Raw genomic sequence first — 21,313 nt, forward strand, 5'->3', positions numbered from 1 at the left:
CCTGAGTCATAGGTTACCGGTCCGTATGGCTGCGAATCGCCCAAAATTCCATATCCAGCCCCGGGAATTCGCCGGCCAGGTGCAGGGCGAAGGCGCTGGATTTCTCCATCTGTTTCCACAGGTCGCCGCCTTTTTCCAGCTCGAAGTAGGTGTAGCCGGCGTGATAGGGGATCTGGCGCGGCGCAGCGGGCATGGTGCGCAGACCGATGCCCGGCAGCTGCAGCTGCACCAGATCGCGGATGCGCGTGACCGGGGCGATCTTCATCTGCGCCGGGAAGTGGGTCAGCAACACCTCGGCGGCCACGTCGGCGCGCACTGCCAGCACGAAGCCGAAGTCGCGCATCATTTTGGCGTCCTGCACGGTGGCGACGTTCAGCCCGTGGGAGCGTTCGACCAGCGTCAGCTGAATGGCGTTGTCTTCCAGCACCACCGACAGCCCCTGACGCAGCAACAGCATCAGCTTGCCGAAGCACAGCGCCAGGTTGTCGTGGTCATACACCGGTAGGCGGCCTTCCGGGGTGCGCTGCGCCGAGAAGCTGGCGAGCTCGGTGGCGAACTGCAGCCAATCGGCGAACAGGCGCTCCGGGTGCAGATGATCGAGGTGGTAGGCGTGGCTCACCTGGCCGAGATGGCGGTTGATCAACTGCAGCAGCATGAAATCGACCATTTCGGAACTGCCGCCGCGGCCCGGCTGCAGCAGGCGCTGGCTCATCTGCTGGCTGCGCTGTTGCAGCAGGCCCTGCAGATCGTTGATGAAGGTTTTCAGTACCGGGTTGCCCTGGCAGTTCAGCATCGGCGGGATCTGCGTGGTATCGAGACGCAGGCTGTTGTCACCGCGCTTTTCCAGCACGCGGGTAACGCCGAGCGCCGTCCATTCGGCGTTGAGCTCACTCTCCAGCATCAGCCGCAGGCGCAGGCGACCGAACTGCAAGGCCGCGCTGCCCACCGAGACGGCGTTGAGATCGTCGACTTCGTTCTCATAAGCCAGATAGCGCGCCAGCGCCTCCGGGCTTTCCTGAAAGATCACGTCTTCACGCCCCGCGCGGTAGGTCGGCAGAGCCAGCACCACGTTTTCACCGGTCTTGTTTTCAGCGATGGTCAGCGGCGCGGGCGCCTGCTGGGCGCCGGAGAAGCGAAACGGCGTGCCGTCCGGCATGATGCCGCTGGCGGCGTTGAGCGCAATCTTGCCCTGGCGCAGCAGCGTTTGGTCCAGATCCAGGGTGAGGAACCCCCAGAAACAGCCGCTGTGGGCCTGGCCCCAGTTGCGCATATAGCCTTCGAGATAGTTTTCCGCCTGCTGGAAATGGTGAGGGCGCAAAAACATCCCCTCAGTCCAGACAACCTTATGAGCATCTTTCATCATCACACCTATAGTTACTTCGCTTCAGCGCAGCGGTAGGTCAGTCGACCTTTTTTACGGGGCGCAGGCCACTCACGCCCGCGACGATATGCGCTTCCAGCTCATCCGGCGAGAATTGCCATACCTTGTAGAAATTGGTTTCGGTAGGTTCCGGCAGCGGCAGTGACATGCGCCAGGTCTTGCCGTCCAGATTTTGATATTCGGCGATCACGCCGATGTAACGTGCGTCCAATGCGCTTTGCCCACCGAGCTTCTTGCCGGTCTGGCCTGGCGTCAGGAAGAACTGATCGCTGTCCAGCAGGCTGTTGCCGAGCACGCTTTTGGCGTCGTTTTGCAGACTGAAGAAGTCGGCATCCATGAATTCCGCATCCGAGCGCAGCAGCAGCACGCGAATTTTGATCGGCGCAGGTTGCGCGCCGGCGGCGGCGTTGACCTGGCGGTCAGCGTCAAACACCAGACTGTAACGCGACGGCACGCTTTTGGCGGAAGACATGCAGCCGCCGAGCGCCAGCGCGCCCAGCAGCAGAAACAGCATCCCGCACCAGCGGGAAGCGATAGGGGTCGTCATCATAGGAATCTCGTCGCCCGCAGGCGTGCTGACTACTGGAGGATCCAGGTGGCTGAGCCGGCGTTTTTACACGCCTTGCTGTCGCCGCCGACTTTGACGCAGTCCTGTTTGGCGGCGCGCGCGCGACGCGGCAGATCTTTGCGCAGCGTTGATTTGTAGCGCGCTTCCGGCACGCCGGCGTTGGCCTGGATATAACCCACCAGGTCGCCGCCGCGGATGGCGGAGATCGCCAGCCAGTTGTTTTCCACTTCGCCCAGCGCGTAGAACGCGGCGGCGTTGTCCAGGCTGCCGACGGCGGTGCCGGTATAATTCGGGCTACTCATGATGCTGGCGGCATACAGGCTGCGGTACTCCTCACCGATCGGCTTGAACTGTTTCGGCGCGCTTACCGCGGCGCGGTGCTGCAGGGTGACGCCGTTGACTTCACTGCTGATGAGGGCGTCGTTATTGAGCGCCGGCGGCGGTGGCGGCGGGGTGGAACAACCGGCAAGCGTCAGGGCGGTCAGCAGCGTCAGGGTAATCCGTGTTTTCACAATGTCCTCTTTTTCTTGATTGAATGGCTGTGTAATAAGGCGCCGTCATCAGGGCGCAAGCAGCAACACTTTTAATTGGCTCGGCACGATGCGCATGCCGAGCGCGTTGGTGGAATTCTGCAGGCTGAGGCTGGTCAGCCGGGTGGCCGGAGTGCCTTTGAGCAACACGGTAAAGGCGCCGGTCAGGTGGCGGGATGGCCCCATCACCGTCCCGGAAGCGACACCGGTGGCTACGCCGGGGTTGTCGCCGTTGGTCAGGGGCGTTACCGTCGCCATGTTGTGCGCCGGGGTACCGACGAACAGAATGTTGAACGCGTTCGGGATGGCGGTCGGCGCGAGGGCGATATCCGGGTAGGGTACGGGCACCGGCGCCGGGCTTGGCGTCAGACAGACGTCGGGAAACGCCAGGTCCACGCCGATCATTTGGCTGTTGGCAAACATAAAAGGCCTCCGCAGGTTATCCGACGTGGATTTGTTCCGAATCCAGCTTGGTGATGTCTTTTGAGGTAATGAGCGTGTTGCGGGCATGAATGCGGGCGTAATCTTCCGCCTGATAATCCAGCTGCCCGGCGCGCACGTGCTCGGTTTGGCGCACTTTGCGGAACAGCGAATGGCTGATCTGGCTGACCGAATGCCACAGCGACTCGCAGCGTTTACCGACCAAACGGCTGATGCTGACGAAGGCCGACAGCTCTTCGCCGCTGTATTTCATCTTGTCGACGTGGCAGTCGCCGCTGTTCGCCTGCAGCGTCATGGCGTCGCCGCTCAGTTTCAGCGCCTGCGCGCTGTGCAACGACAGCGAGCCGTTCGGCGTTTCAATCTGCAGATCGCCTGCGACGCAGAGCCGCGCCGTGCTTTGCGGCTCTGCCCGCTCGAGGACGGCGATCGCCCACAGCTGGTGGCCGCAGCCGGCGACCAGCACGTTATCGCCGAGGGCCGGCGTCAGCAGGCAGCTCGCCGCCCGGCGACAATGCCAGCCACGACCTTCACATTCCACCACCAGACTGCCGTCCGGCAACAGGTTGACGACCTGGCCAGCGGCCTGTTGGGGCGGTGCGATGTTGACGGCGCGAGTTGTGTTGGCAACGCTCATGGTGATCCCCTCGTGAAGTGGTCAATGCATTCAGATTCGGCTCTGGCGCTGTGCGCTCCAGGTTTCGGCGGCGTACAGCTCTTCGTCGCTCTCGAGGATCCCGCTGCGATCGCTCCAGCGCGTTTGCTGCTGGTGGGCGCGATGCATACGGGTGCGCATAAAGCGCGCGCGCCGGAAATCGGCGGCGCCAATGTCGGCATAACAGAAGTCGGCGTAGGTCAGGTCGCTGTCGCTGAAATCACAACGCGCCGATCGGCTGTGCTGAAATACGCATTGATACAGGCGCGCCTGGCTGAAGTTGGCGGCATCCAACGTCGCTTCGCTGAAGATCGCCTGATCGAACTGCCCGCCGCGACACTGCGCCTGAGTCAGATTGGCCTCCAGCCACAGCGACTGCTGCGCCTGTACGCTGGTCAGGTTGGCGCGCCGCAGCGAAGCGCCCTTGAAATTGCTCTGGCGCAGCGTCGCCTGGCTGAAGTCGACGTCGTCCAATTGGTTATCGGTAAACTGGCAGGCGATCAGGCTCTGCCCGGCGTAACTTTTGCCGCGGTGGTCACATTCGAAAAACGTGACGCGGTCGAAGTTCACGCCTTCAAACTGCGTTTTACAGAGATTTAATCGAAAGAACGTGACAAGGCATAAGCGCGCCTGATTCAACATGGCGCCGTCGAGCGGGCTTTCGTAAAAGGTAGTGCGATCGTGCTGAGTGGCGGAAAAATTCGCGCCGGCCAATTGGCACGACATCCAGTGACTTTGGTTGAGCGACAGCCGGCTGAAGTCGCTCTGTTCAAGCCGACAATCGTTGAACATCGTCAGTTCGATATGGCTCTCGCTGAAGCGGCTGGCCGACATGGCGCACTGATTGAAGGCCGTTTGCTTCAGATCCGCCCGCGTAAATTGTGCGTGTTCGAGCTGGCAATCGCTGAAAACGCTGTCGCGCAGATCGCAGTCAGAGAAGTTCACGCCGTTCAGGTTCAGTTCGTTGAACATGCCGCCGGCCAAATCCAGACCGGCGAATGACAGACCGTGCAAGTCCTCTCCGGCGATCGGCTCGCCGCGTTTTACGCGCTGGCGTATCTGCTCTGGTTTTGAGGTCATACTTCCTTCCCGTTGTGGCGAGGCAATGTTTTCACCCTGGCGGTATAGGCTCTCTCTAGCCGGGTTGCCTGATCCACTTGCGACTGCGACAGGTCAGCCCGGAACAGATTGGCGCCCTGCAGGTCGGCGCCTGACAGCACGCATTTTTGCAGGATAGCCGCAATGAAATTGGCATCGCGCAGGCTGGCGCGAGACAAATCGCTGCGGAGGAACAGGCTGCCACTGCCGTTGGCCTGGCGGAAATCGGCCTCGTTCAATCGGGTTTCCGACAGATCGCAATTATTGAGACGCGCCCGGCTAAAATTGGCCCGCTGCAACGGCATCTGGCGTAAATTGCACTGGTTTAGCGTCGCGTCGCTGAAATCCGCCTGCGGCAACAGTGTCTTCGCTGCAAAGGCGCAGGCCGTGAGACGTGCGGCGTGGAAGCTGAGGCTTTGCGTCTCGGTGTCAACCCAGGCGCAACTTTCCAGCCGCGCCTGACTGAAGTTCACCGCCAGCAACCGGCATTTGACGAAGCTGACTTTGTCGAGCCGGGCGTGGCTGAATGTCAACTGCTCCAGCTGCAGTTCCATCAGGGTAATGTTGGCCAGCGTGGCGCGGCTGAAATCACATTGTCCGAGCAAGGTTTCGTATCCCAGCAAATCGCGTAATGACGCCATCGTGAAATCGCAGCGTTGAAACAACGTTTGCTGAATATTAGTCTCATGCAGCTGCGCGCCGCCGAAATCTGTCGCTTCGCATTTCGCCAGGGCCAAAGAGGCGTGGCTCAGATCGGCCTGCTGCAAGACGGCGCCGCTGAGATCGGCGCGCGCCAACATCGCCTCGCGAAGATCGCAACCCACCAGTCGGGTTTGGCGTAGATTGGCGTTTTCCAATAAAGCGCCGCGTAAGTTAGCCTGGCAGAGATCCATGCCGGACAGATCGGCGCCGGTGAGATCAAGGCCGCTGAGATCTTTATCGCGCAGCATGGCGGCGGCGACGCGTTGGCGAATGATTTGCGCCAGATCGCCACTTAAGCGCAGTGCAGGGCTTTGCGCCTGCGCTGACATTAAATACATTTGGTGCAGCGCGCGCTCGCTTTCCCCCAGCTGCTTCTCGCTGAACGCGTCGGGATGCTGGCGCGCCTCCTGGAACAGCAGATCGCGCTGCTGCTGGTAGCTTTCCGCACCGGAGGGCGACACGTGATCCCCTCCGGGGTTAAGCGGGTCGATACCCTCGGCGTGCGCCAGCTTGAGCATGTCCTGATACTGCACCTCGGCCTGGCTTTCCAGACGCTCGACGAATTCGGCGAGTTGGTCCAGCTTCGGCGGCGCTTCTTGCGACGGTAGCGGGAACAGTTCATCTATGTCCTGGCCTTCACGCAGCAGGCGCTGGCGATGCTCTTCGCGCTGCTGGTGCTCGTAGGCGGCGATATTTTCCGCCATTGGGCTTTGCTGCGTCGGCGTTTCCGTATCCAGCCAGGCACCGATGCACGCCTCCGGCAGCAATTCTTGTTCGCGAAAAGCGTGCAAAGCACCCTGTTCTTTATCCAGCCGCTGGGCCAACACCTGCCGATAATGCGCTGTGGAACGGGGCTCCCCTTCGGTTTCCAGGGCCGGCATCAGTTGCATCACGTCGGCGGCATCGTCCTCATTGATGCGCGCGCTACCCTGATAGATCAACAGCATCTGTTCCCGATGCGGGAAGAACCAGACGGTGGTATGGCGCATCGCGATCTCTTCGAAATGCGTTTCACCGCCGCACAGTCGGTTGATGAAGCAGCGCGCGCGCCACGGCGGTAAATGCCCTTGCTGCACCGGTTCTGAAGGGTGCATATTCCAAATCCGATAGGCAGCCCGCGGCGGCAAGCTATCACGTTGAGGAAACTGCTGATCGCTTTCCGCCATGTTGAACAGGCGCCAGTCGATATCGTTGGCGAAGCCGGGAAAGCCGTGTTTCAACCAGTCGGCGTCGTAGTTTTTACCGATGCGGGAGAAGCGACGCGGCCAGGTGATATCCAGCGCGTCAAAGCTTGCCGGCAGGGCGCTTTGCCGAGGAGACGCAAGGCGTCCCTGCAGCGGTTCAACATTGGGTAGGCGATGGATGCGGCCCTGCGGAAATGTTTCGGGAGTGGCGCCGATGCCGTGCGGATTATCGGCGAACTGGGTGCCGCCGTAAGCCCGGCGCCAGTCCAGACGCATTTCTGCAAAGGGAAGAGGCGTGGAGGGACGATCGTTGATCCAATGGCGATCGCCGAAAACCACCAGCGTTTTCTCCAGCGAATCAAACTGGATCTTCACGGCGCAGGCGGTTTTGTCTTGTTGATGGTGGGTGTAGGCGTTGCCAGTGGCGAGAAACTCCGCACAGGCTTTTGGGATAGCCAGATCGAGCACGCCGCCACTTAACGTAAGTTCGTCGGCGGCCAACTGCCACAGTTCCGGTTCGGGGCGCAGACGCGGGGAGGCCCCCATGTCGGCCAAGGCCAAAACGGAAACGCCCAGATGATTTTGCCCTTGCCAAGAGAAGGGGCGATGAAGCGCGCTGAGGCGCAGAGGTTTTACGACTTTCATTGTGTGTGTAAAGCTTCCTGTGGATATCAGCTGGCAGCCAGGCTGCTTGCTCAAAAACAATCCGTTTTTCGGTTTAATAGATATCAGGCTATGTCACAACAGATGAAGAAAACGATGCGGCGTTCAGCGCCGATCGCTAATGCGGGGAGAGTCCCACTTCGAAATGGATGATCAAGAGGACAGTGCGTTGTCCTTCCCGTTTATTCCGCGAGCCAGCAGCACGGCGGCGACGGACAATGACGCGGCGATCGCCTTGGCGGTAAATTGGCCGGTGCTCTCCAGGTGATAGGGCGCAAAAAATCCGACGCCGGCGGTGCTCAGAACCAGCAGCGCGACGAGCGCCGCAAAACAGGGCAGCTCTATCGCCAGCGTCAGTCTGCCGGGTGTCGCCGCACCGAGGTAACGCATCAAAAAACCGGGCAAAATCAGGAACCCGATCAGCTCTGCGGGAGCATTCACTGCAGACATCACCTGCTGATTGTATTTCAGGAGCGCCAGCATCAGCGCGACAAAGATCAGCAACCGCATGGGTAAGGCGGCCGCTTGGCTTGCCGACAAAAAGGTTTTGCCGATCGCAGCGAGCAATACGCAGCCGACCAGGATGCCAAAGACGGTAAACAGGATCTGTCCCCAGAGGCTGTCCTGCGTCGAAAAGGCAATGAACGCGCCCATCGTGACACTTCCTTATGCAAGGTGATTTAGCGAACTGATGAACGATAAGCCGTTTGCAGAACGTTGAAATCGGATCGCGTGATTGAGGGATCCTTTTCGCTTAAAGCCGGGAAAGCTCTTCGATCACCGCTTTTTTGGGGTTCTTCGGGTCGTACTTTATCGCGGTGAAATGGCCCGGCTGATAACGAGGCAGATCCACGACGCTGATCGGGCCTTTCGCCACGGCCGTATGGTTTTTCCCGTCTTGGGCGATGTACTTGACTTCGACTTCGCAGACCGGCCGATTTCCGTCCCACAGGTTGGTCTGGCGAATGCTGACGATTTGCCCAGAGGCGGAAATACCGTTCTCCATCACGCTGAGGGAAGAACCGATATGTTTGAAATAACCCCAGATATCGACCGTGATGAATTTGAAAAAGCCCACCAGACTGAGGATGGGAGCCAATAAAATCAACCCGATAACGGTGAAAACATTTTTGGCCTTCGACATGGGAGTCCCTTTACAAGAAGATCGCCAGCGCCTTGGTGCTCAATCGTAAGGCACCGTTGGTGACCAGCGCGCCAAGCTGAGTGAACGTCATGGGATCATTACTGAGCTTGAAATTGGTTTTGCTGATCGACAGCGGGTTATGCGAGATATCCAGCATCGTGTGTTTAAGGCTGGTCGCCGTCAACGAAAGATTGGAGCCGTAGAAGGCAAAATTGGCCCCGGTCGCCACCCATTTCCAGCCGTGGCAGTTATCTTTCCAGTTCGGCGTTTGTACCGAGACGCCGTCCGCACTGGTGATATCAATGGTTTTCGCCTTGATGGTCAGCGTGCCGGTGATCGTCGTGTTCTGGTTATTATTATAGGTTTCGGTGACATCCCCGGTCACGGTAGCGGTCTGGCCGCCCGCTTCAATCGTCAGGACTTGCCCGCCGGCAGTAATGGTGGTGTGCTGACCGCCGGCGGTGATGTTGACGGTCTGCCCCTGCTTGATGGTGCTGGTCTGTTGCCCTTCGGTAATGTCGAGGGTCTGGTTGCCTTTCACCGTGACATGCTGGGTTTGCGTAATGTTTTGCGTCTGCGCGCCGTCAAGCTTGAAAGACTGATTGCCGGTGATGTCGATTTTATCGCCGCCGTCGATAATCGTCAGGTCGCGGCCGCCTTTGATGTTCACCGTCTGGTGAGCGTTCAGGTTGGCGGTGTCCAGCCCATTGACGGTCGTCGTGCGTTTCGCTTTGTACAGGAACGTGGCGTCGCCGGTGACGGTGTCGTCCTGCTGGCGCCCGATGGTGGTGGTGCGACTGCCGTCAATATTGACGTTCTTGTCGTTTTCCACCGTCATGTTCATGTTGCGTTCGGCATGCATGTCGAACGATTCGTTGCCGGGCGAGTCTTCCAGGAACAGGAAGCTGGCGTTGTCGGCGCCGCCGCCTTTACTGCGGCTCATAAAGCCCATTTTAGTGGCGTCGCCGGGCAGATCCCACGGCGGCATGCTGTCTTCGTTGTAAACGCGGCCGGTGATGATAGGGCGATCCGGATCGCCGTTGATAAAGTCGACCACCACTTCCTCACCCACGCGCGGGATCTGGATCCCACCGTATTTCCAGCCGGCCCAGGCGCTCGAGACGCGCACCCAACAGGAACTGGTTTCATTGCCGCTGCCGTGGCGATCCCAACGGAATTTGAGTTTCACCCGGCCATATTTATCGGTCCAGATGCTTTCGCCTTCCGGGCCCACTACTTCGGCAGTTTGCGGGCCGTGGGTTTTCGGCCAAGGTGTGGTGCGCGCCGGGCGCCAATTGATGTCCGCCGGAACGACCTGAAATTCGGTTCGCTGCTCGCCAACATCATTATCGTTGCTGGCGTAGCTGTTTTCCTGCATGAAGTACTGCGCGCTGACCACCAGGTAGGCGCGGTTGTCTTCCATACGCGGCGCCTGGGTCAGTTGAAAACGGTAGCCGGGCGCAATGCCCTGCGAATTGCCTTCGCCGCTCATCTGCTCGTGCTGCGCTTCGAACTCCTGTTGGCGAACCTTGACGTAAAACTGGCCGTGGGAGTGATCGGTATAGCGACCGGGCCAGTCGAACACCTCGGCTTTGTCCTGCGCGAACGAGGCGGGATTCTGCCGGGCCTCCAGCAACCGCGCGCGTGGCTTACGAAAATCGTAGTCATCCAGGCTATAGAGGCTGGGCGTGATGGCGTCAGAAACGCTCCAGCTATTGATGCTGTCCTTGTTTTCCACCAGGCCGCCTTCCGCGAGCTGGTAGGGAATGCTGGCGTAGCCGGCGAGTTCCTGATGGGCCGCCGGCGCGTCAGCCAGCACCAGCGTATGGCCGTCTTGCTGGTGCGTGAAATAATAATAGATGCCTTCGTGTTCCATCAGACGGCTGATGAAATCGAAATCGCTCTCCTGATACTGCACGCAGTATCCCCAGATGCGGTAGTCGTAACTCAGGCGGTTATCGATTTTCACCTGATACTGCCCCAGCACCTGAGTCAGGATGTCGGGAACGGTTTTTTCCTGGTGGATGCGAAAATCGCGGTTTTGCGTCAGATACCACAGCGTGGGGCGCAGCACGGCGCGGTAGATATAGTAACGGTTGCCGCCAGCTTCTCGGCCGGAGAGGGTCATGCGCGTGATATTGCCGTTGAGATAACGCGGTGCCAACGGATTGCCCCGCAGCTCCAGCGTGATTTTTTGTCCCAGCAGCGCTTTCAGATCGAGCCGATTGTCGGGGCTGAGCAACTCGACGTCGAACTCGAACAATCCGGCCAGTTTTTCCTCGCCGGAAAGGCTTCTGAACAACAGCTGATGGGAGGGCAAGGGCGTGTGCGCAATGATAAGACGATCCATACTATTCCCCGCTTTAGGCATAGCTACCGCACGAGAATTGACGCGCGATCCCGATGGCGTATCTGTCACGAATAGAGACAGGAACTGACGAAAGATTTAACAAAGTTTACACAAAGGCACGATTTGTGCAGTCTACAATAGAGCTCTGCATTTGCAAAATAGCCTTGTGGATCAATGCTCAATTCGTTAACTTGCTCACGATCTTGTTTTTTATTATCTAAAACATATAGATGCGAGCAGATCATTTTTTATCTCAAATTATTGGGAAATTGGTAATACCAAAGAATAAATGTGTAACACATAAGTCAACGTGCTTATAAAACAACTCTTTTTTTACGTAAAAAAAGTCGCTGACTGTTTTTTATCCTTACCATTTGCCAGTTAAAGATGATCAAATATATAAATTTGGCGAATGTTAATTCGGATGATTCCTATTTGGTGGGCGTCCCAGGGCCCACCGACGGGCCTGGGAACATGCGTTTGAACGGTTGAAAATGCAGCGAATACCGTCGTTAACGTGGAGAGGAGTCGAAGGAGAGTTGACCTACCAGCTCGCAGAGCCAGATTAAAGCCGGGTCGCGTTGCGCCTGCCGGCCGGCGATCAGCTCAATGGGGAAAGGCGCGATGGCCAACTCGTCAGGCAGTGGGAGAATGCGTACGCGTTGCGGATCGGAAAAATGCCGGGCCGCGCTGGCGGCCAGCGTGGCGATCAGATCGCTGTCGGCGACCACGGCCGGCAGAGCGGCAATATGTGAAAAGGTCACGGCGACTCGCCGCTGACCGCCGATTTCCGCCAGACGCCGGTCGACCAGCCCTCTGGCAGAGCCATCGTCTGCCGGTGCGTACAGCCCATGCGGCAGGCTCAGGTAGCGTGCCAGATCCCAGCGGCCATCCGCCAGCTGGGGGTGTGAACGGCTGGCGATACACACCAGGTGCTCTTCAAACAACGTGCGCACATAGTGGCTTTCCGCACCGGAAAGATGTCCTCCCAGCGCGATATCCACCTCGCCGCGATCCAGTTGCCGATAAATATTGTGGCGATCCAGACGCGAAACGCGAATATCGATGCCGGGGGCGGTCTGACGCAACCGGCTGATGAGGGTGGGCAGCAGCAAGATATCGGCATAGTCGCCGGCCGCCAGCGTAAAACGCCGCTGCCCGGCGGTGGCCGGATCGAAACGGGCAGGGGGGGCCAACGCCAGATGGATCTGTTCAAGCACCTGCTGTATTTGCGGCATCAATTGGTGGGCGCGCGGCGTGGGTGACATGCCGCCGCCGCTGCGCACAAACAGGGGATCGTTGAGAAGAATGCGCAGCCGCGCCAATGCATTGCTGACGGAGGGCTGAGCGCGGTTAAGACGCCGGCCTGCGGCGGTGACGTTGCGCGTCTGATACAACGCCTCAAACACCACCAGCAAGTTGAGATCGACGCTGGCTAAATTCATTTTATGAATACTCTATATACAGATAATCCATTTCCAGAATCATACTGTGTTCTTTAGGCTGAAAGCACACAAATTTAGCCTTCAATCAGGGGAAATGATGAACAAAGTCTTGGTCACCGGCATTGAGCCGTTCGATGGCGATGCGGTGAATCCTTCCTGGCAAATTGCGCAGGCGCTGGCCGGTGAACATATTGCCGGCGCGGAGATCGCGGTGCTCGAGCTGCCCTGCGTATTGGGCATGGCCAATCAGCAATTGATCGCGGCGATTGAGGCGCTGCAGCCGCTGGCGGTGATTTGTCTGGGCCTGGCCGGCGGCCGGGCCGAGATTTCGCTGGAACGGGTGGCCATCAATCTGATCGATGCCCGCATTCCCGACAATGCCGGTAAACAGCCGATCGACGTACCGGTGGTGGCGGGCGGGCCGGTAGGGTATTTTAGCACGTTGCCGGTGAAGGCCGCAGTGCAGCAGCTGCGCCGACAGGGGATCCCGGCGGCGGTCTCTTATACGGCAGGTACCTATAACTGCAACCATATTTTTTACGGTCTGCGGCACTATCTGGAGACGCAGCACGTGAGTGTCAGGGGTGGATTCGTACATATTCCGTACAGTCATGAACTGGCGGCGTCCCATCCGGGCAAGCCGAGCATGGCGCTGGCGACGATGGTGGAAGCGGTGCGCACGGTCGTACAGGTGACGCTGACGGTAGAGGAAGATGTGCGATTCGGCGACGGCGCCGTACATTAAAAGCAGGGCGTGGTGTACCACGCCCTGCTACGGGTTATTCGTCGGCGACGCGGATCACCAGTTTGCCGAAGTTTTTGCCCTGCAGCAGGCCGATAAACGCCTGCGGCGCCTGCTCCAGCCCATCAACGATGTCCTCGCGGAACTTGATTTTCCCCTGTTCGACCCAACTGCTCATTTGTTGCAAGAATTCGTCAAAGCGTGAGCCGTAGTCGTCGAAGATGATAAAGCCCTGCATGCGGATGCGTTTGCGCAGGATCAGCCCTTCCAGCAGGGGCAAGCGGTCCGGCCCCGCAGGTAATCCGGTGGCATTGTAATGGGCGATGATGCCGCACACCGGAATGCGTGCTTTGGTGTTCAACAGCGGCAGCACGGCGTCGAACACCGCCCCACCGACGTTTTCGTAATAGATGTCGATGCCTTTTGGGCAGGCGGCCGCCAGCTGTTCGGCAAAGTCAGGGGCGCGGTGATCGAGACAGGCGTCGAAACCCAACTCTTCCACCACATAGCGGCATTTTTCCGCACCGCCGGCGACGCCGACGACGCGGCAGCCTTTCAGCTTCCCGATTTGGCCGACCACCGAACCGACCGCACCGCTGGCGGCGGCGACCACCAGCGTTTCACCTGCCTGCGGTTGGCCGATGTCGAGCAACCCCATGTAAGCGGTAAATCCCGGCATGCCCAGCACGCCCAGCAGGCGGGAAGGATGCGGCAGGTGCGGGCCTAGGTTGCGCAGGCCGCTGCCGTCAGACAGGGCGTAATCCTGCCAGCCGTCATAACCCAACACCCAATCGCCGACGTTGAAATCGGGATGCTGTGAAGCCGCCACGCGCGATACCGTACCGCCCACCATGACCTGACCGATCTCCACCGGCGGCGCGTAGGAGGGGGCATCGCTCATGCGCCCGCGCATATAAGGATCCAGCGACAGATAAACAGTGCGCAGCACCAGCTGCCCGGCGGCGGGCTGCGGTGCGGGGACGGTATCGAGACGGAAGTTGGCCGCCGTCGGTTCGCCGTGCGGACGCGAAGCCAGCAGGAAGCGGCGGTTCTGTTGAGAAGGGGACATCGAAAGCTCCTTTGCGTTGCGACAAACAAGATTCGTTAAGCCTAGTCCAGGGGCGGCAAGGCAACGTTACCGAATGTGCTTAGCCTTAGAGCGGAACGATCAGCACGTCGATATGGCTGATATTGATAAAGCGGGCGGCGGAACAGGAGACCTTATTCATCATGCCGTCGCGATGGTTGCCGCAGAGCAGCAGGTCGAACGGCTGACGGCGGCTGGCGTATTCCAGGCTATCACCCAGCTCGCCGTGCACGATCAACGTATCGGCGATCGGGTAACCGGCGCGTTGACGCAGTTCCTCCATAAACAGCCGGGTTTCCTCCTCCATCAACGTGCGTAAATCGCCCAGCATTGGCCCGGCGAAATTATTGTACATTTCCGGGTTGGCGAGCGTGCTCAGCAAGGTGATGCTGCCGCTGTAAGGGCGGACGATGGAGACGGCCTTTTCCACCAGACGGTGGCTGTCAGGGGCAACGGCAACGGTGACCAGAACGTTTTGATACCCCATATCCTACTCCTTGTTGTATCCATCGTGTTTCAGGCTGCCGCATCGGTGGCCTTGGTGGAAGTCTTGCGTCGGATAAAGGGTAGAACCTGGCGGGTGGAATAAATGTGTTTCGCATCACGCGCGGCAATAAAAGCTGAATTTGCACCGGTTATATAGCAATAAAAGATAAAACCGTTGCCGCACGTAATTTCACTGAATTAAAGCACCTGCGTCCACAGCGTTTTCGGCACCTTGCCCAGATCGAACAGTTTACCGGCAACCAGCTCAGCGCGACGGTGGTCGGCAGCGCGGTACATATTGCTCATTTCTGTATCATTTTCAATGGAGTAGTTCAGTTTGTCGTACACCTTCTCCAGGCTGTCCAAAGAGGAGCATTTACGGAATGTCAGCAGATATTCGAGCGTATCGGTCATGATTAAAATATAGCCTGTTAATAGTTAAAGCCGGGTGAATAACACATCGGCGGCTCACGGCGACGCCGTCGAGGTAGCGATGTACGACCTGACAAAAATCATTTCAAGTAGATAAATTGCACTGGGTAATGATGTCACGCCGCCCGTAGCGGCGCTTTGATAAATCATAATATGCCCGTGCGCCGTCAGCAATCTCATCCTGCTGATAAATGGAGAAATAGGGAAAGTCTCAGGGCGGCTGACGGCAGACGCGTCGTCGTCGCTGCTGTGCACAAGCACGCGCCGCCGTGCCAGGCCTCATTCTGCAGTGATTTTTTCACCCGGCCGCGGCATTGGGTGGTGTTTTTCGCCGCCGCTGACGTTAAAACGCCGTTTTTCTCGATGGAGAAATATGAAGAGTAAAACAAAACTGCGTTTTATTTTATGACCATAAGGGGATGAAATCGTAAGCCATGTAAATAATCATCTGGGGATGAGGGGAAATTATCACGACGACAAAAAAGAAATAAAAAGCATTAAAGTTTTATGGCGTGCTGCCGATATATCGTTTTGGCGGAATTTAACGCAAAAAAAGTATTCTTGCATCGTGCTAATACGGAAACATATCGTTACGTCTGTGAGCTTGTTCACTACGCCCGCGAATCATTGATAAGCCATAATCACCTGATGTTGAAAATTAAAACAGCCTCAGGCTGGGGGCTTAAGTCAAATCCGATAGCTAATAACCTTATAGTTTACACTGGTTATTTTTCAGCTTGGATATTTTTTAGTAACTCAAATGGTTATTTATACTGAGTTTGTTGCCTATATACAGATTTTTGTTCTGTTATTTTGGTTTGGTGATGCTTTTGTTCGAATTGATCTAAAAAAGATAATTTTTTGGCGGATAAACATTGTTTTTAAGACGTTTTTTTACCTATGGTTGTTTTGTGTACAAAATGGCGGTCAATAAGTGAGCGTATTTGGGGGTATTTGGCTTAATTATTTTTTATTTTTGTGATCTATGTCACATTGTATTTAAAATTGCCTCTCACTTACATTGTGTGTGCTAATGGTTCGGGGGTAGAGTTGCGCTGCTTTAGGAATAATCTTATTAAATTTGTAAAAATAGTTTCATGGTGACTAAACACTATCGAAGCAGAATGCTGTACATCCATACACGTAGGTTTACGCTCGTAGCAAATACTGAACAGTGGTCGAATTTAGCGATTGTAGAAAATTATAGCAGTCGTTTTTGAGAGATTAATTTGCCAACTTTGGGAAACAACCCAAGTCACGGGCGATAAAATTTATCACCCAGCGTATGTTTTTAAACATAGTCTGTCGGGATGGGGAATATGGGTACGTCTGAATTACTTAAGCATATTTATGACATCAATTTGTCATATTTACTTTTAGCACAGCGTTTGATCAACGATGAAAAAGCGTCCGCGATGTTCCGCCTGGGTATTGATGAAACCATGGCCGATGCGCTGGCGCAGCTGACTTTGCCGCAAATGGTCAAACTGGCCGAGACCAACCAGCTGGTTTGCCACTTCCGCTTTAACGAAAGCCAGACCATCGAACGCCTGACCAAAGAGTCGCGCGTCGACGATCTGCAACAAATCCATACCGGCATTTTGCTATCAAGCCATTTACTGCAAGAGCTATCGAGTAAAGACGCTAGCCCGACGAAGAAAAGAGCCTGATGATGGTTGAGAAAAGTATCGTTCAAGAAGCCAAGGACATTCAGCTCGCTATGGAGCTGATTTCGCTGGGAGCCCGACTGCAGATGCTGGAGAGTGAAACTCAGCTCAGCCGTGGGCGCTTGATTAAACTTTACAAGGAGTTACGCGGCAGCCCGCCGCCAAAAGGAATGTTACCGTTCTCAACCGACTGGTTTATGACCTGGGAACAAAATATTCACTCGTCGATGTTTTACAACGCCTACCTGTTTCTGATGAAAAGCGGGCAGTGCAGCGGAGTGGAGGCGGTGATCAAAGCCTATCGCCTCTACCTGGAACAGTGCCCGCAGCAGGCCGGCGAGGCGCCGCTGCTGGCGCTGACCCGTGCCTGGACGCTGGTGCGTTTCGTCGATAGCGGCATGTTGCAGCTCTCCGCCTGCAGCTGCTGCGGCGGCGCATTTATCACTCATGCGCATCAGCCGCTGAATGGTTTCATCTGCAGTTTATGCCAACCTCCATCCCGCGCCGTAAAAAGACGTAAACTTTCGCCGCAACTGGCCGATATTATTCCTCAACTGCTGGACGAGCAGGTCAAACGCGCCATTTGAGCCGCCACGTTGCCGGCTCTCGGCAATGAATACCGACGTGTGATACGCAGGGGCGGCATGCCGCCCCCAGACACGCAGCCTGGTCTGTCGCGCCAGGGCGCGTTTGCCCCACCTTCCATCCACATTGTTAATTTAAGGAATGCGTGTGCTAGTTATTTTGGGTTATCTCGTGGTATTGGGTGCGGTGTTTGGCGGCTACCTGATCGTGGGCGGTCATCTCGGTGCGTTATACCAACCGGCGGAGTTTCTGATTATCGGCGGGGCGGGTGTCGGCGCTTTCATCGTCGGCAACAACGGCAAGGCGATCAAGGCCACGCTGCGCGCGCTGCCGCGGCTGATGCGCCGTTCCAAATACAACAAAGATCTGTACATGGATCTGATGGCGCTATTGTTCCGCCTGCTGGCCAAATCGCGTCAGCAAGGCATGCTGTCGCTCGAGTTCGACATCGATAATCCGCAAGAAAGTGAAATTTTCTCTAATTATCCGCGCATCCTTGCCGATAACACCCTGGTGGAGTTCATTACCGACTATTTACGGCTGATGGTGAGCGGCAATATGAATGCGTTCGAGATCGAAGCGCTGATGGACGAAGAGATCGAAACCTACGAGCAGGAAAGCGAAGTGCCCGCCGGCAGTTTGGCGATGGTGGGTGACTCCTTGCCTGCGTTCGGTATCGTCGCGGCGGTGATGGGGGTGGTACACGCCCTGGCTTCGGCCGATCGGCCGGCCGCGGAACTGGGCGCGCTCATCGCTAACGCCATGGTCGGCACTTTCCTCGGTATTCTGTTGGCCTACGGCTTCATCTCGCCGCTGGCCACGTTGCTGCGCCAGAAGAGCGCCGAAAACGTCAAGATGATGCAGTGCATCAAGGTCACGCTGCTGTCGAGCCTGAACGGATACGCACCGCAGATCGCGGTCGAGTTTGGCCGCAAAACGCTGTATACCACCGAACGTCCTTCTTTCGTTGAGCTGGAAGAACACGTGCGCCGCGTGAAAGCGCCGGCGCAGCAGGCGACGGAAGAAGAAGAAGCATGAAACAGAATCATCCGGTCGTTCTGGTCAGAAAGCGCAAGTCGCATCATGCCGCCCATCACGGCGGCTCCTGGAAGATCGCTTATGCCGACTTTATGACGGCGATGATGGCGTTCTTCCTGGTGATGTGGCTGCTGGCGATCGCCAGCCCGCAGGAGCTGACGCAAATCGCCGAATATTTCCGCACGCCGCTCAAGGTTGCCCTGACCAGCGGCGACAAGAGCAGTTCCGAAAGCAGCCCAATCCCGGGCGGCGGCGACGATCCTACGCAACAGCATGGCCTGGTGAGAAAGCAGGTCGACTCGCCGGACTCGCGCGCCGAAGAGCTGCGCCTGAACAAGCTGCGCGAAAAGCTGGATGAGTTGATTGAGTCCGATCCGCGCCTGAAGGCGCTGCGTCCGCATCTGTTGATCAACATGATGGATGAGGGGCTGCGCATTCAGATTATCGATAGCCAGAACCGGCCGATGTTCAAAACCGGCAGCGCGCAGGTCGAGAGTTATATGCGCGATATTCTGCGGGCGATAGCGCCGATCCTCAACGACCTGCCGAACAAGATCAGCCTGTCCGGCCACACCGATGATATCCCTTACGCCACCGGCGAGCGCGGCTACAGCAACTGGGAACTGTCGGCCGATCGCGCCAACGCCTCCCGACGCGAGCTGATTGCCGGCGGCCTGGCGGAAGGCAAGGTGCTGCGGGTGGTGGGCATGGCGGCCACCATGAGCCTTAAACAGCACGGCGCCGATGATGCGATCAACCGTCGTATCACCGTGCTGGTGCTGAACAAGCAAACGCAAGAGGGCATCGAACACGAAAATGCCGAAAGCAACGCGATGGATATCGCCCAGCCGGATAGCCTGAAGCAGCTGGCGCCGTCGGCGACTGCGCCGGCCAGCCAAACGCCGGAACCCCAGGCGGTAACGCCGACCGATCAAGCGACGCCGCCGGCGATGGACCCTGCCGCCCAATCGCAGACATCCCCGGCGATAGCCCCGGCCGGCCAAACGCCGGAACAATCGGCGGCTGCGCCCGCACCGACTAACCGCGACTCACAGCCAGAGGTGACCCCGTGAGCATGGACATTAGCGATTTTTATCAGACCTTCTTTGATGAGGCGGACGAGTTGCTGGCCGACATGGAGCAACACCTGCTGGAGCTGGATCCGCTGGCCCCCGATATCGAGCCGTTGAACGCCATCTTCCGCGCGGCACACTCGATCAAGGGCGGTGCGGCGACCTTTGGCTTTTCGGTGCTGCAGGAAACTACCCACCTGCTGGAGAACCTGCTGGACGGTGCAAGACGCCAGGAAATGAGCCTGAGCACCGAGATTATCAACCTGTTTCTGGAAACCAAAGACATTATGCAGGAGCAACTGGACGCCTATAAAACCTCGCAACAGCCTGACGCCGAAAGCTTTGAATACATTTGCCAGGCGCTGCGCCAGCTGGCGTTGGAAGCGCAACAGCAGCAGGAGGCGCCCGCGGTTCAACCGGCCGTTCAGCAGCCCGTTGTTCAGCACGCAGCCGCGCCGGCGGCGATCGAAGGCGGCATGCGCATCAGCCTGAACGGGCTAAAAGCCAGTGAAATCCCCTTGATGTTGGAAGAGCTGGGCAACCTCGGCGAGGTTAAAGACCCGCATCAGACGGAACACAGTCTGGACGTGACGTTGCTCACCTCCGCCAGCGAAGACGACATCAGCGCCGTGCTGTGCTTCGTGCTGGAACCGGAACAAATCAGCTTCTCGACGCCGACGCAAAGCGTGCCGGCCGTCGCGGAGGCGAGCTTACCGGAAGCGGTCGCCGTGCCGGAACCTGCGCCAGCGCCGGTCGCCAGCGCCGTGCCGCCTGCCGCCAAACCGGCGGCCGCAGCGGCGGAAGCGCCAAAAGCGCGCGCCAAGGCGAGCGAATCCACCAGCATTCGCGTGGCGGTGGAAAAAGTGGATCAGCTGATCAACCTGGTGGGCGAACTGGTGATCACCCAGTCGATGCTGGCGCAACGCTCCGGCACGCTGGATCCGGTGAACCACGGCGATCTGCTGAACAGCATGAGCCAGCTGGAGCGTAACGCGCGCGATCTTCAAGAGTCGGTCATGTCGATCCGCATGATGCCGATGGAATATGTCTTCAGCCGCTACCCGCGCCTGGTGCGCGATTTGGCCGGCAAGCTGAACAAGCAGGTGGAACTGACGCTGCAGGGCAGCTCCACCGAACTGGACAAGAGCCTGATCGAACGGATTATCGATCCGTTGACGCACCTGGTGCGCAACAGCCTCGATCACGGTATCGAAGAACCGGCCACCCGCATCGCCGCCGGTAAATCGGCGGTGGGCAATCTGGTGCTGTCGGCCGAACATCAGGGTGGCAACATCTGTATTGAGGTCATCGACGATGGCGCCGGCCTGAACCGCGAAAAAATTCTCGCCAAGGCCGCGTCGCAAGGGCTGGCGGTCAGCGACAGCATGAGCGACGAAGAGGTCGGCATGCTGATCTTTGCTCCGGGCTTCTCTACCGCCGAGCAGGTGACCGACGTTTCCGGCCGTGGCGTCGGCATGGACGTGGTGAAACGGAATATTCAGGAGATGGGCGGCCACGTCGAGATCCGTTCACAGGCCGGTAAAGGCACCACCATCCGCATCCTGCTGCCGTTGACGCTGGCGATCCTTGACGGCATGTCGGTCAAGGTGAACGACGAAGTCTTCATTCTGCCGCTGAACGCGGTGATGGAATCGCTGCAGCCGCAGGCGGAAGATCTTCATCCGTTGGCCGGCGGCGAACGCGTGCTGCAGGTGCGCGGCGAATACCTGCCGCTGGTAGAACTGTATCGGGTATTTGAAGTGGAAGGCGCCAAAACCGACGCTACGCAGGGCATCGTCGTCATCCTGCAAAGTGCCGGCCGCCGCTATGCGCTGCTGGTGGATCAGCTGATCGGCCAGCATCAGGTGGTGGTGAAGAATCTGGAAAGCAACTACCGCAAAGTGCCGGGCATCTCCGCCGCGACCATTTTGGGCGACGGCAGCGTGGCCTTGATCGTCGATGTCTCGGCGTTGCAAACCTTGAACCGTGAAAAGCGTCTGACGGACGCCGCCGCATAATAATGAGTTTATTGATTTAAAAGGTGA

20 protein-coding genes are annotated in these 21,313 nt (G+C 57.8%); 6 read left to right on the forward strand and 14 right to left on the reverse strand.

Going from position 1 to position 21,313, the window contains the following annotated elements; all coding sequences use genetic code 11:
• Positions 1–13: 13 nt before the first annotated feature.
• The 11 genes from tssK to RE418_RS15890 all read right to left on the reverse strand — a co-directional run bounded on the left by tssK (position 14) and on the right by RE418_RS15890 (position 12,158).
• Positions 14–1,360: a type VI secretion system baseplate subunit TssK gene (gene tssK, locus RE418_RS15840; RefSeq protein ID WP_025303287.1), complete on the reverse strand. Its 1,347-nt coding sequence runs from the start codon at positions 1,358–1,360 to the stop codon at positions 14–16.
• 40 nt (positions 1,361–1,400) lie between these two features.
• Entirely contained in the window at positions 1,401–1,931 is a 531-nt protein-coding gene (gene tssJ / locus RE418_RS15845; RefSeq protein WP_049209066.1) for a type VI secretion system lipoprotein TssJ, read from the reverse strand.
• A 29-nt stretch (positions 1,932–1,960) separates the two neighbouring features.
• Positions 1,961–2,461, reverse strand: coding sequence for a type VI secretion system accessory protein TagV (tagV, locus tag RE418_RS15850; RefSeq protein WP_197826500.1), 501 nt, complete (start codon positions 2,459–2,461; stop codon positions 1,961–1,963).
• 48 nt (positions 2,462–2,509) lie between these two features.
• On the reverse strand, positions 2,510–2,902 hold the full coding sequence (locus tag RE418_RS15855) for a DUF4150 domain-containing protein (protein ID WP_004934933.1): 393 nt from the start codon (positions 2,900–2,902) through the stop codon (positions 2,510–2,512).
• A 16-nt stretch (positions 2,903–2,918) separates the two neighbouring features.
• Positions 2,919–3,554 carry a DUF3540 domain-containing protein gene (locus tag RE418_RS15860; RefSeq protein WP_025303284.1) on the reverse strand — a complete coding sequence of 212 codons (636 nt, stop codon included), beginning with the start codon at positions 3,552–3,554 and terminating at the stop codon, positions 2,919–2,921.
• A 30-nt stretch (positions 3,555–3,584) separates the two neighbouring features.
• A complete protein-coding gene (locus RE418_RS15865; RefSeq protein WP_043138675.1) occupies positions 3,585–4,652 on the reverse strand; it encodes a pentapeptide repeat-containing protein in 1,068 nt (355 codons plus the stop codon).
• On the reverse strand, positions 4,649–7,201 hold the full coding sequence (locus RE418_RS15870) for a DUF2169 domain-containing protein (protein WP_197822363.1): 2,553 nt from the start codon (positions 7,199–7,201) through the stop codon (positions 4,649–4,651). Before RE418_RS15870 ends, RE418_RS15865 begins: the two co-directional genes overlap by 4 nt.
• 171 nt (positions 7,202–7,372) lie before the next feature.
• Positions 7,373–7,873 carry a hypothetical protein gene (locus RE418_RS15875; protein ID WP_346402142.1) on the reverse strand — a complete coding sequence of 167 codons (501 nt, stop codon included), beginning with the start codon at positions 7,871–7,873 and terminating at the stop codon, positions 7,373–7,375.
• Positions 7,874–7,973: 100 nt separating this feature from the next.
• Complete coding sequence (locus RE418_RS15880) at positions 7,974–8,363, reverse strand: DUF3592 domain-containing protein (RefSeq protein ID WP_025303280.1); 390 nt, start codon at positions 8,361–8,363, stop codon at positions 7,974–7,976.
• A 10-nt stretch (positions 8,364–8,373) separates the two neighbouring features.
• Entirely contained in the window at positions 8,374–10,713 is a 2,340-nt protein-coding gene (locus RE418_RS15885) for a type VI secretion system tip protein TssI/VgrG (protein WP_346402141.1), read from the reverse strand.
• A gap of 512 nt (positions 10,714–11,225) precedes the next feature.
• Positions 11,226–12,158, reverse strand: a complete 933-nt coding sequence (locus RE418_RS15890; RefSeq protein WP_025303278.1) for a LysR family transcriptional regulator — start codon at positions 12,156–12,158, stop codon at positions 11,226–11,228.
• 97 nt (positions 12,159–12,255) lie between these two features.
• Between RE418_RS15890 and pcp the strand changes: the two genes are divergently transcribed.
• Complete coding sequence (gene pcp / locus RE418_RS15895; RefSeq protein WP_346402140.1) at positions 12,256–12,903, forward strand: pyroglutamyl-peptidase I; 648 nt, start codon at positions 12,256–12,258, stop codon at positions 12,901–12,903.
• A 34-nt stretch (positions 12,904–12,937) separates the two neighbouring features.
• On the opposite strand, the gene RE418_RS15900 is transcribed toward pcp, so the two are convergent.
• The 3 genes from RE418_RS15900 to ydgT all read right to left on the reverse strand — a co-directional run bounded on the left by RE418_RS15900 (position 12,938) and on the right by ydgT (position 14,887).
• Positions 12,938–13,969: an NADP-dependent oxidoreductase gene (locus tag RE418_RS15900; RefSeq protein WP_025303276.1), complete on the reverse strand. Its 1,032-nt coding sequence runs from the start codon at positions 13,967–13,969 to the stop codon at positions 12,938–12,940.
• An 85-nt stretch (positions 13,970–14,054) separates the two neighbouring features.
• Positions 14,055–14,474: a universal stress protein UspC gene (gene uspC / locus RE418_RS15905; RefSeq protein ID WP_025303275.1), complete on the reverse strand. Its 420-nt coding sequence runs from the start codon at positions 14,472–14,474 to the stop codon at positions 14,055–14,057.
• Positions 14,475–14,671: 197 nt separating this feature from the next.
• A complete protein-coding gene (ydgT, locus tag RE418_RS15910; RefSeq protein ID WP_025303274.1) occupies positions 14,672–14,887 on the reverse strand; it encodes a transcription modulator YdgT in 216 nt (71 codons plus the stop codon).
• A gap of 1,337 nt (positions 14,888–16,224) precedes the next feature.
• Between ydgT and flhD the strand changes: the two genes are divergently transcribed.
• The 5 genes from flhD to cheA all read left to right on the forward strand — a co-directional run bounded on the left by flhD (position 16,225) and on the right by cheA (position 21,286).
• A complete protein-coding gene (gene flhD / locus RE418_RS15915; RefSeq protein ID WP_004934891.1) occupies positions 16,225–16,575 on the forward strand; it encodes a flagellar transcriptional regulator FlhD in 351 nt (116 codons plus the stop codon).
• Positions 16,575–17,159 (forward strand): flagellar transcriptional regulator FlhC, encoded by a 585-nt coding sequence (gene flhC / locus RE418_RS15920; RefSeq protein ID WP_016927281.1) that lies wholly within the window; start codon positions 16,575–16,577, stop codon positions 17,157–17,159. The genes flhD and flhC overlap by 1 nt, the downstream gene beginning before the upstream one ends.
• A gap of 145 nt (positions 17,160–17,304) precedes the next feature.
• On the forward strand, positions 17,305–18,195 hold the full coding sequence (motA, locus tag RE418_RS15925; RefSeq protein ID WP_015378266.1) for a flagellar motor stator protein MotA: 891 nt from the start codon (positions 17,305–17,307) through the stop codon (positions 18,193–18,195).
• Positions 18,192–19,268 carry a flagellar motor protein MotB gene (gene motB, locus RE418_RS15930; protein ID WP_043138656.1) on the forward strand — a complete coding sequence of 359 codons (1,077 nt, stop codon included), beginning with the start codon at positions 18,192–18,194 and terminating at the stop codon, positions 19,266–19,268. Before motA ends, motB begins: the two co-directional genes overlap by 4 nt.
• Positions 19,265–21,286 (forward strand): chemotaxis protein CheA, encoded by a 2,022-nt coding sequence (gene cheA / locus RE418_RS15935; protein WP_043138653.1) that lies wholly within the window; start codon positions 19,265–19,267, stop codon positions 21,284–21,286. The genes motB and cheA overlap by 4 nt, the downstream gene beginning before the upstream one ends.
• The last annotated feature ends 27 nt before the right edge of the window (positions 21,287–21,313 follow it).

The organism is Serratia sp. szju, assembly GCF_044594185.1.
GTDB classification, from domain to species: Bacteria; Pseudomonadota; Gammaproteobacteria; order Enterobacterales; family Enterobacteriaceae; genus Serratia; species Serratia bockelmannii.

What these genes read in the sequence shown, in the direction of transcription:
- RE418_RS15880 (WP_025303280.1), bottom strand. Translation starts at nt 8,363, where the DNA reads ATGTCGAAGGCCAAAAATGTTTTCACCGTTATCGGGTTGATTTTATTG.
- tssK (WP_025303287.1), bottom strand. Translation starts at nt 1,360, where the DNA reads ATGAAAGATGCTCATAAGGTTGTCTGGACTGAGGGGATGTTTTTGCGC.
- RE418_RS15870 (WP_197822363.1), bottom strand. Translation starts at nt 7,201, where the DNA reads ATGAAAGTCGTAAAACCTCTGCGCCTCAGCGCGCTTCATCGCCCCTTC.
- RE418_RS15875 (WP_346402142.1), bottom strand. Translation starts at nt 7,873, where the DNA reads ATGGGCGCGTTCATTGCCTTTTCGACGCAGGACAGCCTCTGGGGACAG.
- pcp (WP_346402140.1), top strand. Translation starts at nt 12,256, where the DNA reads ATGAACAAAGTCTTGGTCACCGGCATTGAGCCGTTCGATGGCGATGCG.
- RE418_RS15855 (WP_004934933.1), bottom strand. Translation starts at nt 2,902, where the DNA reads ATGTTTGCCAACAGCCAAATGATCGGCGTGGACCTGGCGTTTCCCGAC.
- flhC (WP_016927281.1), top strand. Translation starts at nt 16,575, where the DNA reads ATGATGGTTGAGAAAAGTATCGTTCAAGAAGCCAAGGACATTCAGCTC.
- tssJ (WP_049209066.1), bottom strand. Translation starts at nt 1,931, where the DNA reads ATGATGACGACCCCTATCGCTTCCCGCTGGTGCGGGATGCTGTTTCTG.
- RE418_RS15900 (WP_025303276.1), bottom strand. Translation starts at nt 13,969, where the DNA reads ATGTCCCCTTCTCAACAGAACCGCCGCTTCCTGCTGGCTTCGCGTCCG.
- RE418_RS15885 (WP_346402141.1), bottom strand. Translation starts at nt 10,713, where the DNA reads ATGGATCGTCTTATCATTGCGCACACGCCCTTGCCCTCCCATCAGCTG.
- RE418_RS15865 (WP_043138675.1), bottom strand. Translation starts at nt 4,652, where the DNA reads ATGACCTCAAAACCAGAGCAGATACGCCAGCGCGTAAAACGCGGCGAG.
- RE418_RS15860 (WP_025303284.1), bottom strand. Translation starts at nt 3,554, where the DNA reads ATGAGCGTTGCCAACACAACTCGCGCCGTCAACATCGCACCGCCCCAA.
- RE418_RS15890 (WP_025303278.1), bottom strand. Translation starts at nt 12,158, where the DNA reads ATGAATTTAGCCAGCGTCGATCTCAACTTGCTGGTGGTGTTTGAGGCG.
- flhD (WP_004934891.1), top strand. Translation starts at nt 16,225, where the DNA reads ATGGGTACGTCTGAATTACTTAAGCATATTTATGACATCAATTTGTCA.
- ydgT (WP_025303274.1), bottom strand. Translation starts at nt 14,887, where the DNA reads ATGACCGATACGCTCGAATATCTGCTGACATTCCGTAAATGCTCCTCT.
- motB (WP_043138656.1), top strand. Translation starts at nt 18,192, where the DNA reads ATGAAACAGAATCATCCGGTCGTTCTGGTCAGAAAGCGCAAGTCGCAT.
- uspC (WP_025303275.1), bottom strand. Translation starts at nt 14,474, where the DNA reads ATGGGGTATCAAAACGTTCTGGTCACCGTTGCCGTTGCCCCTGACAGC.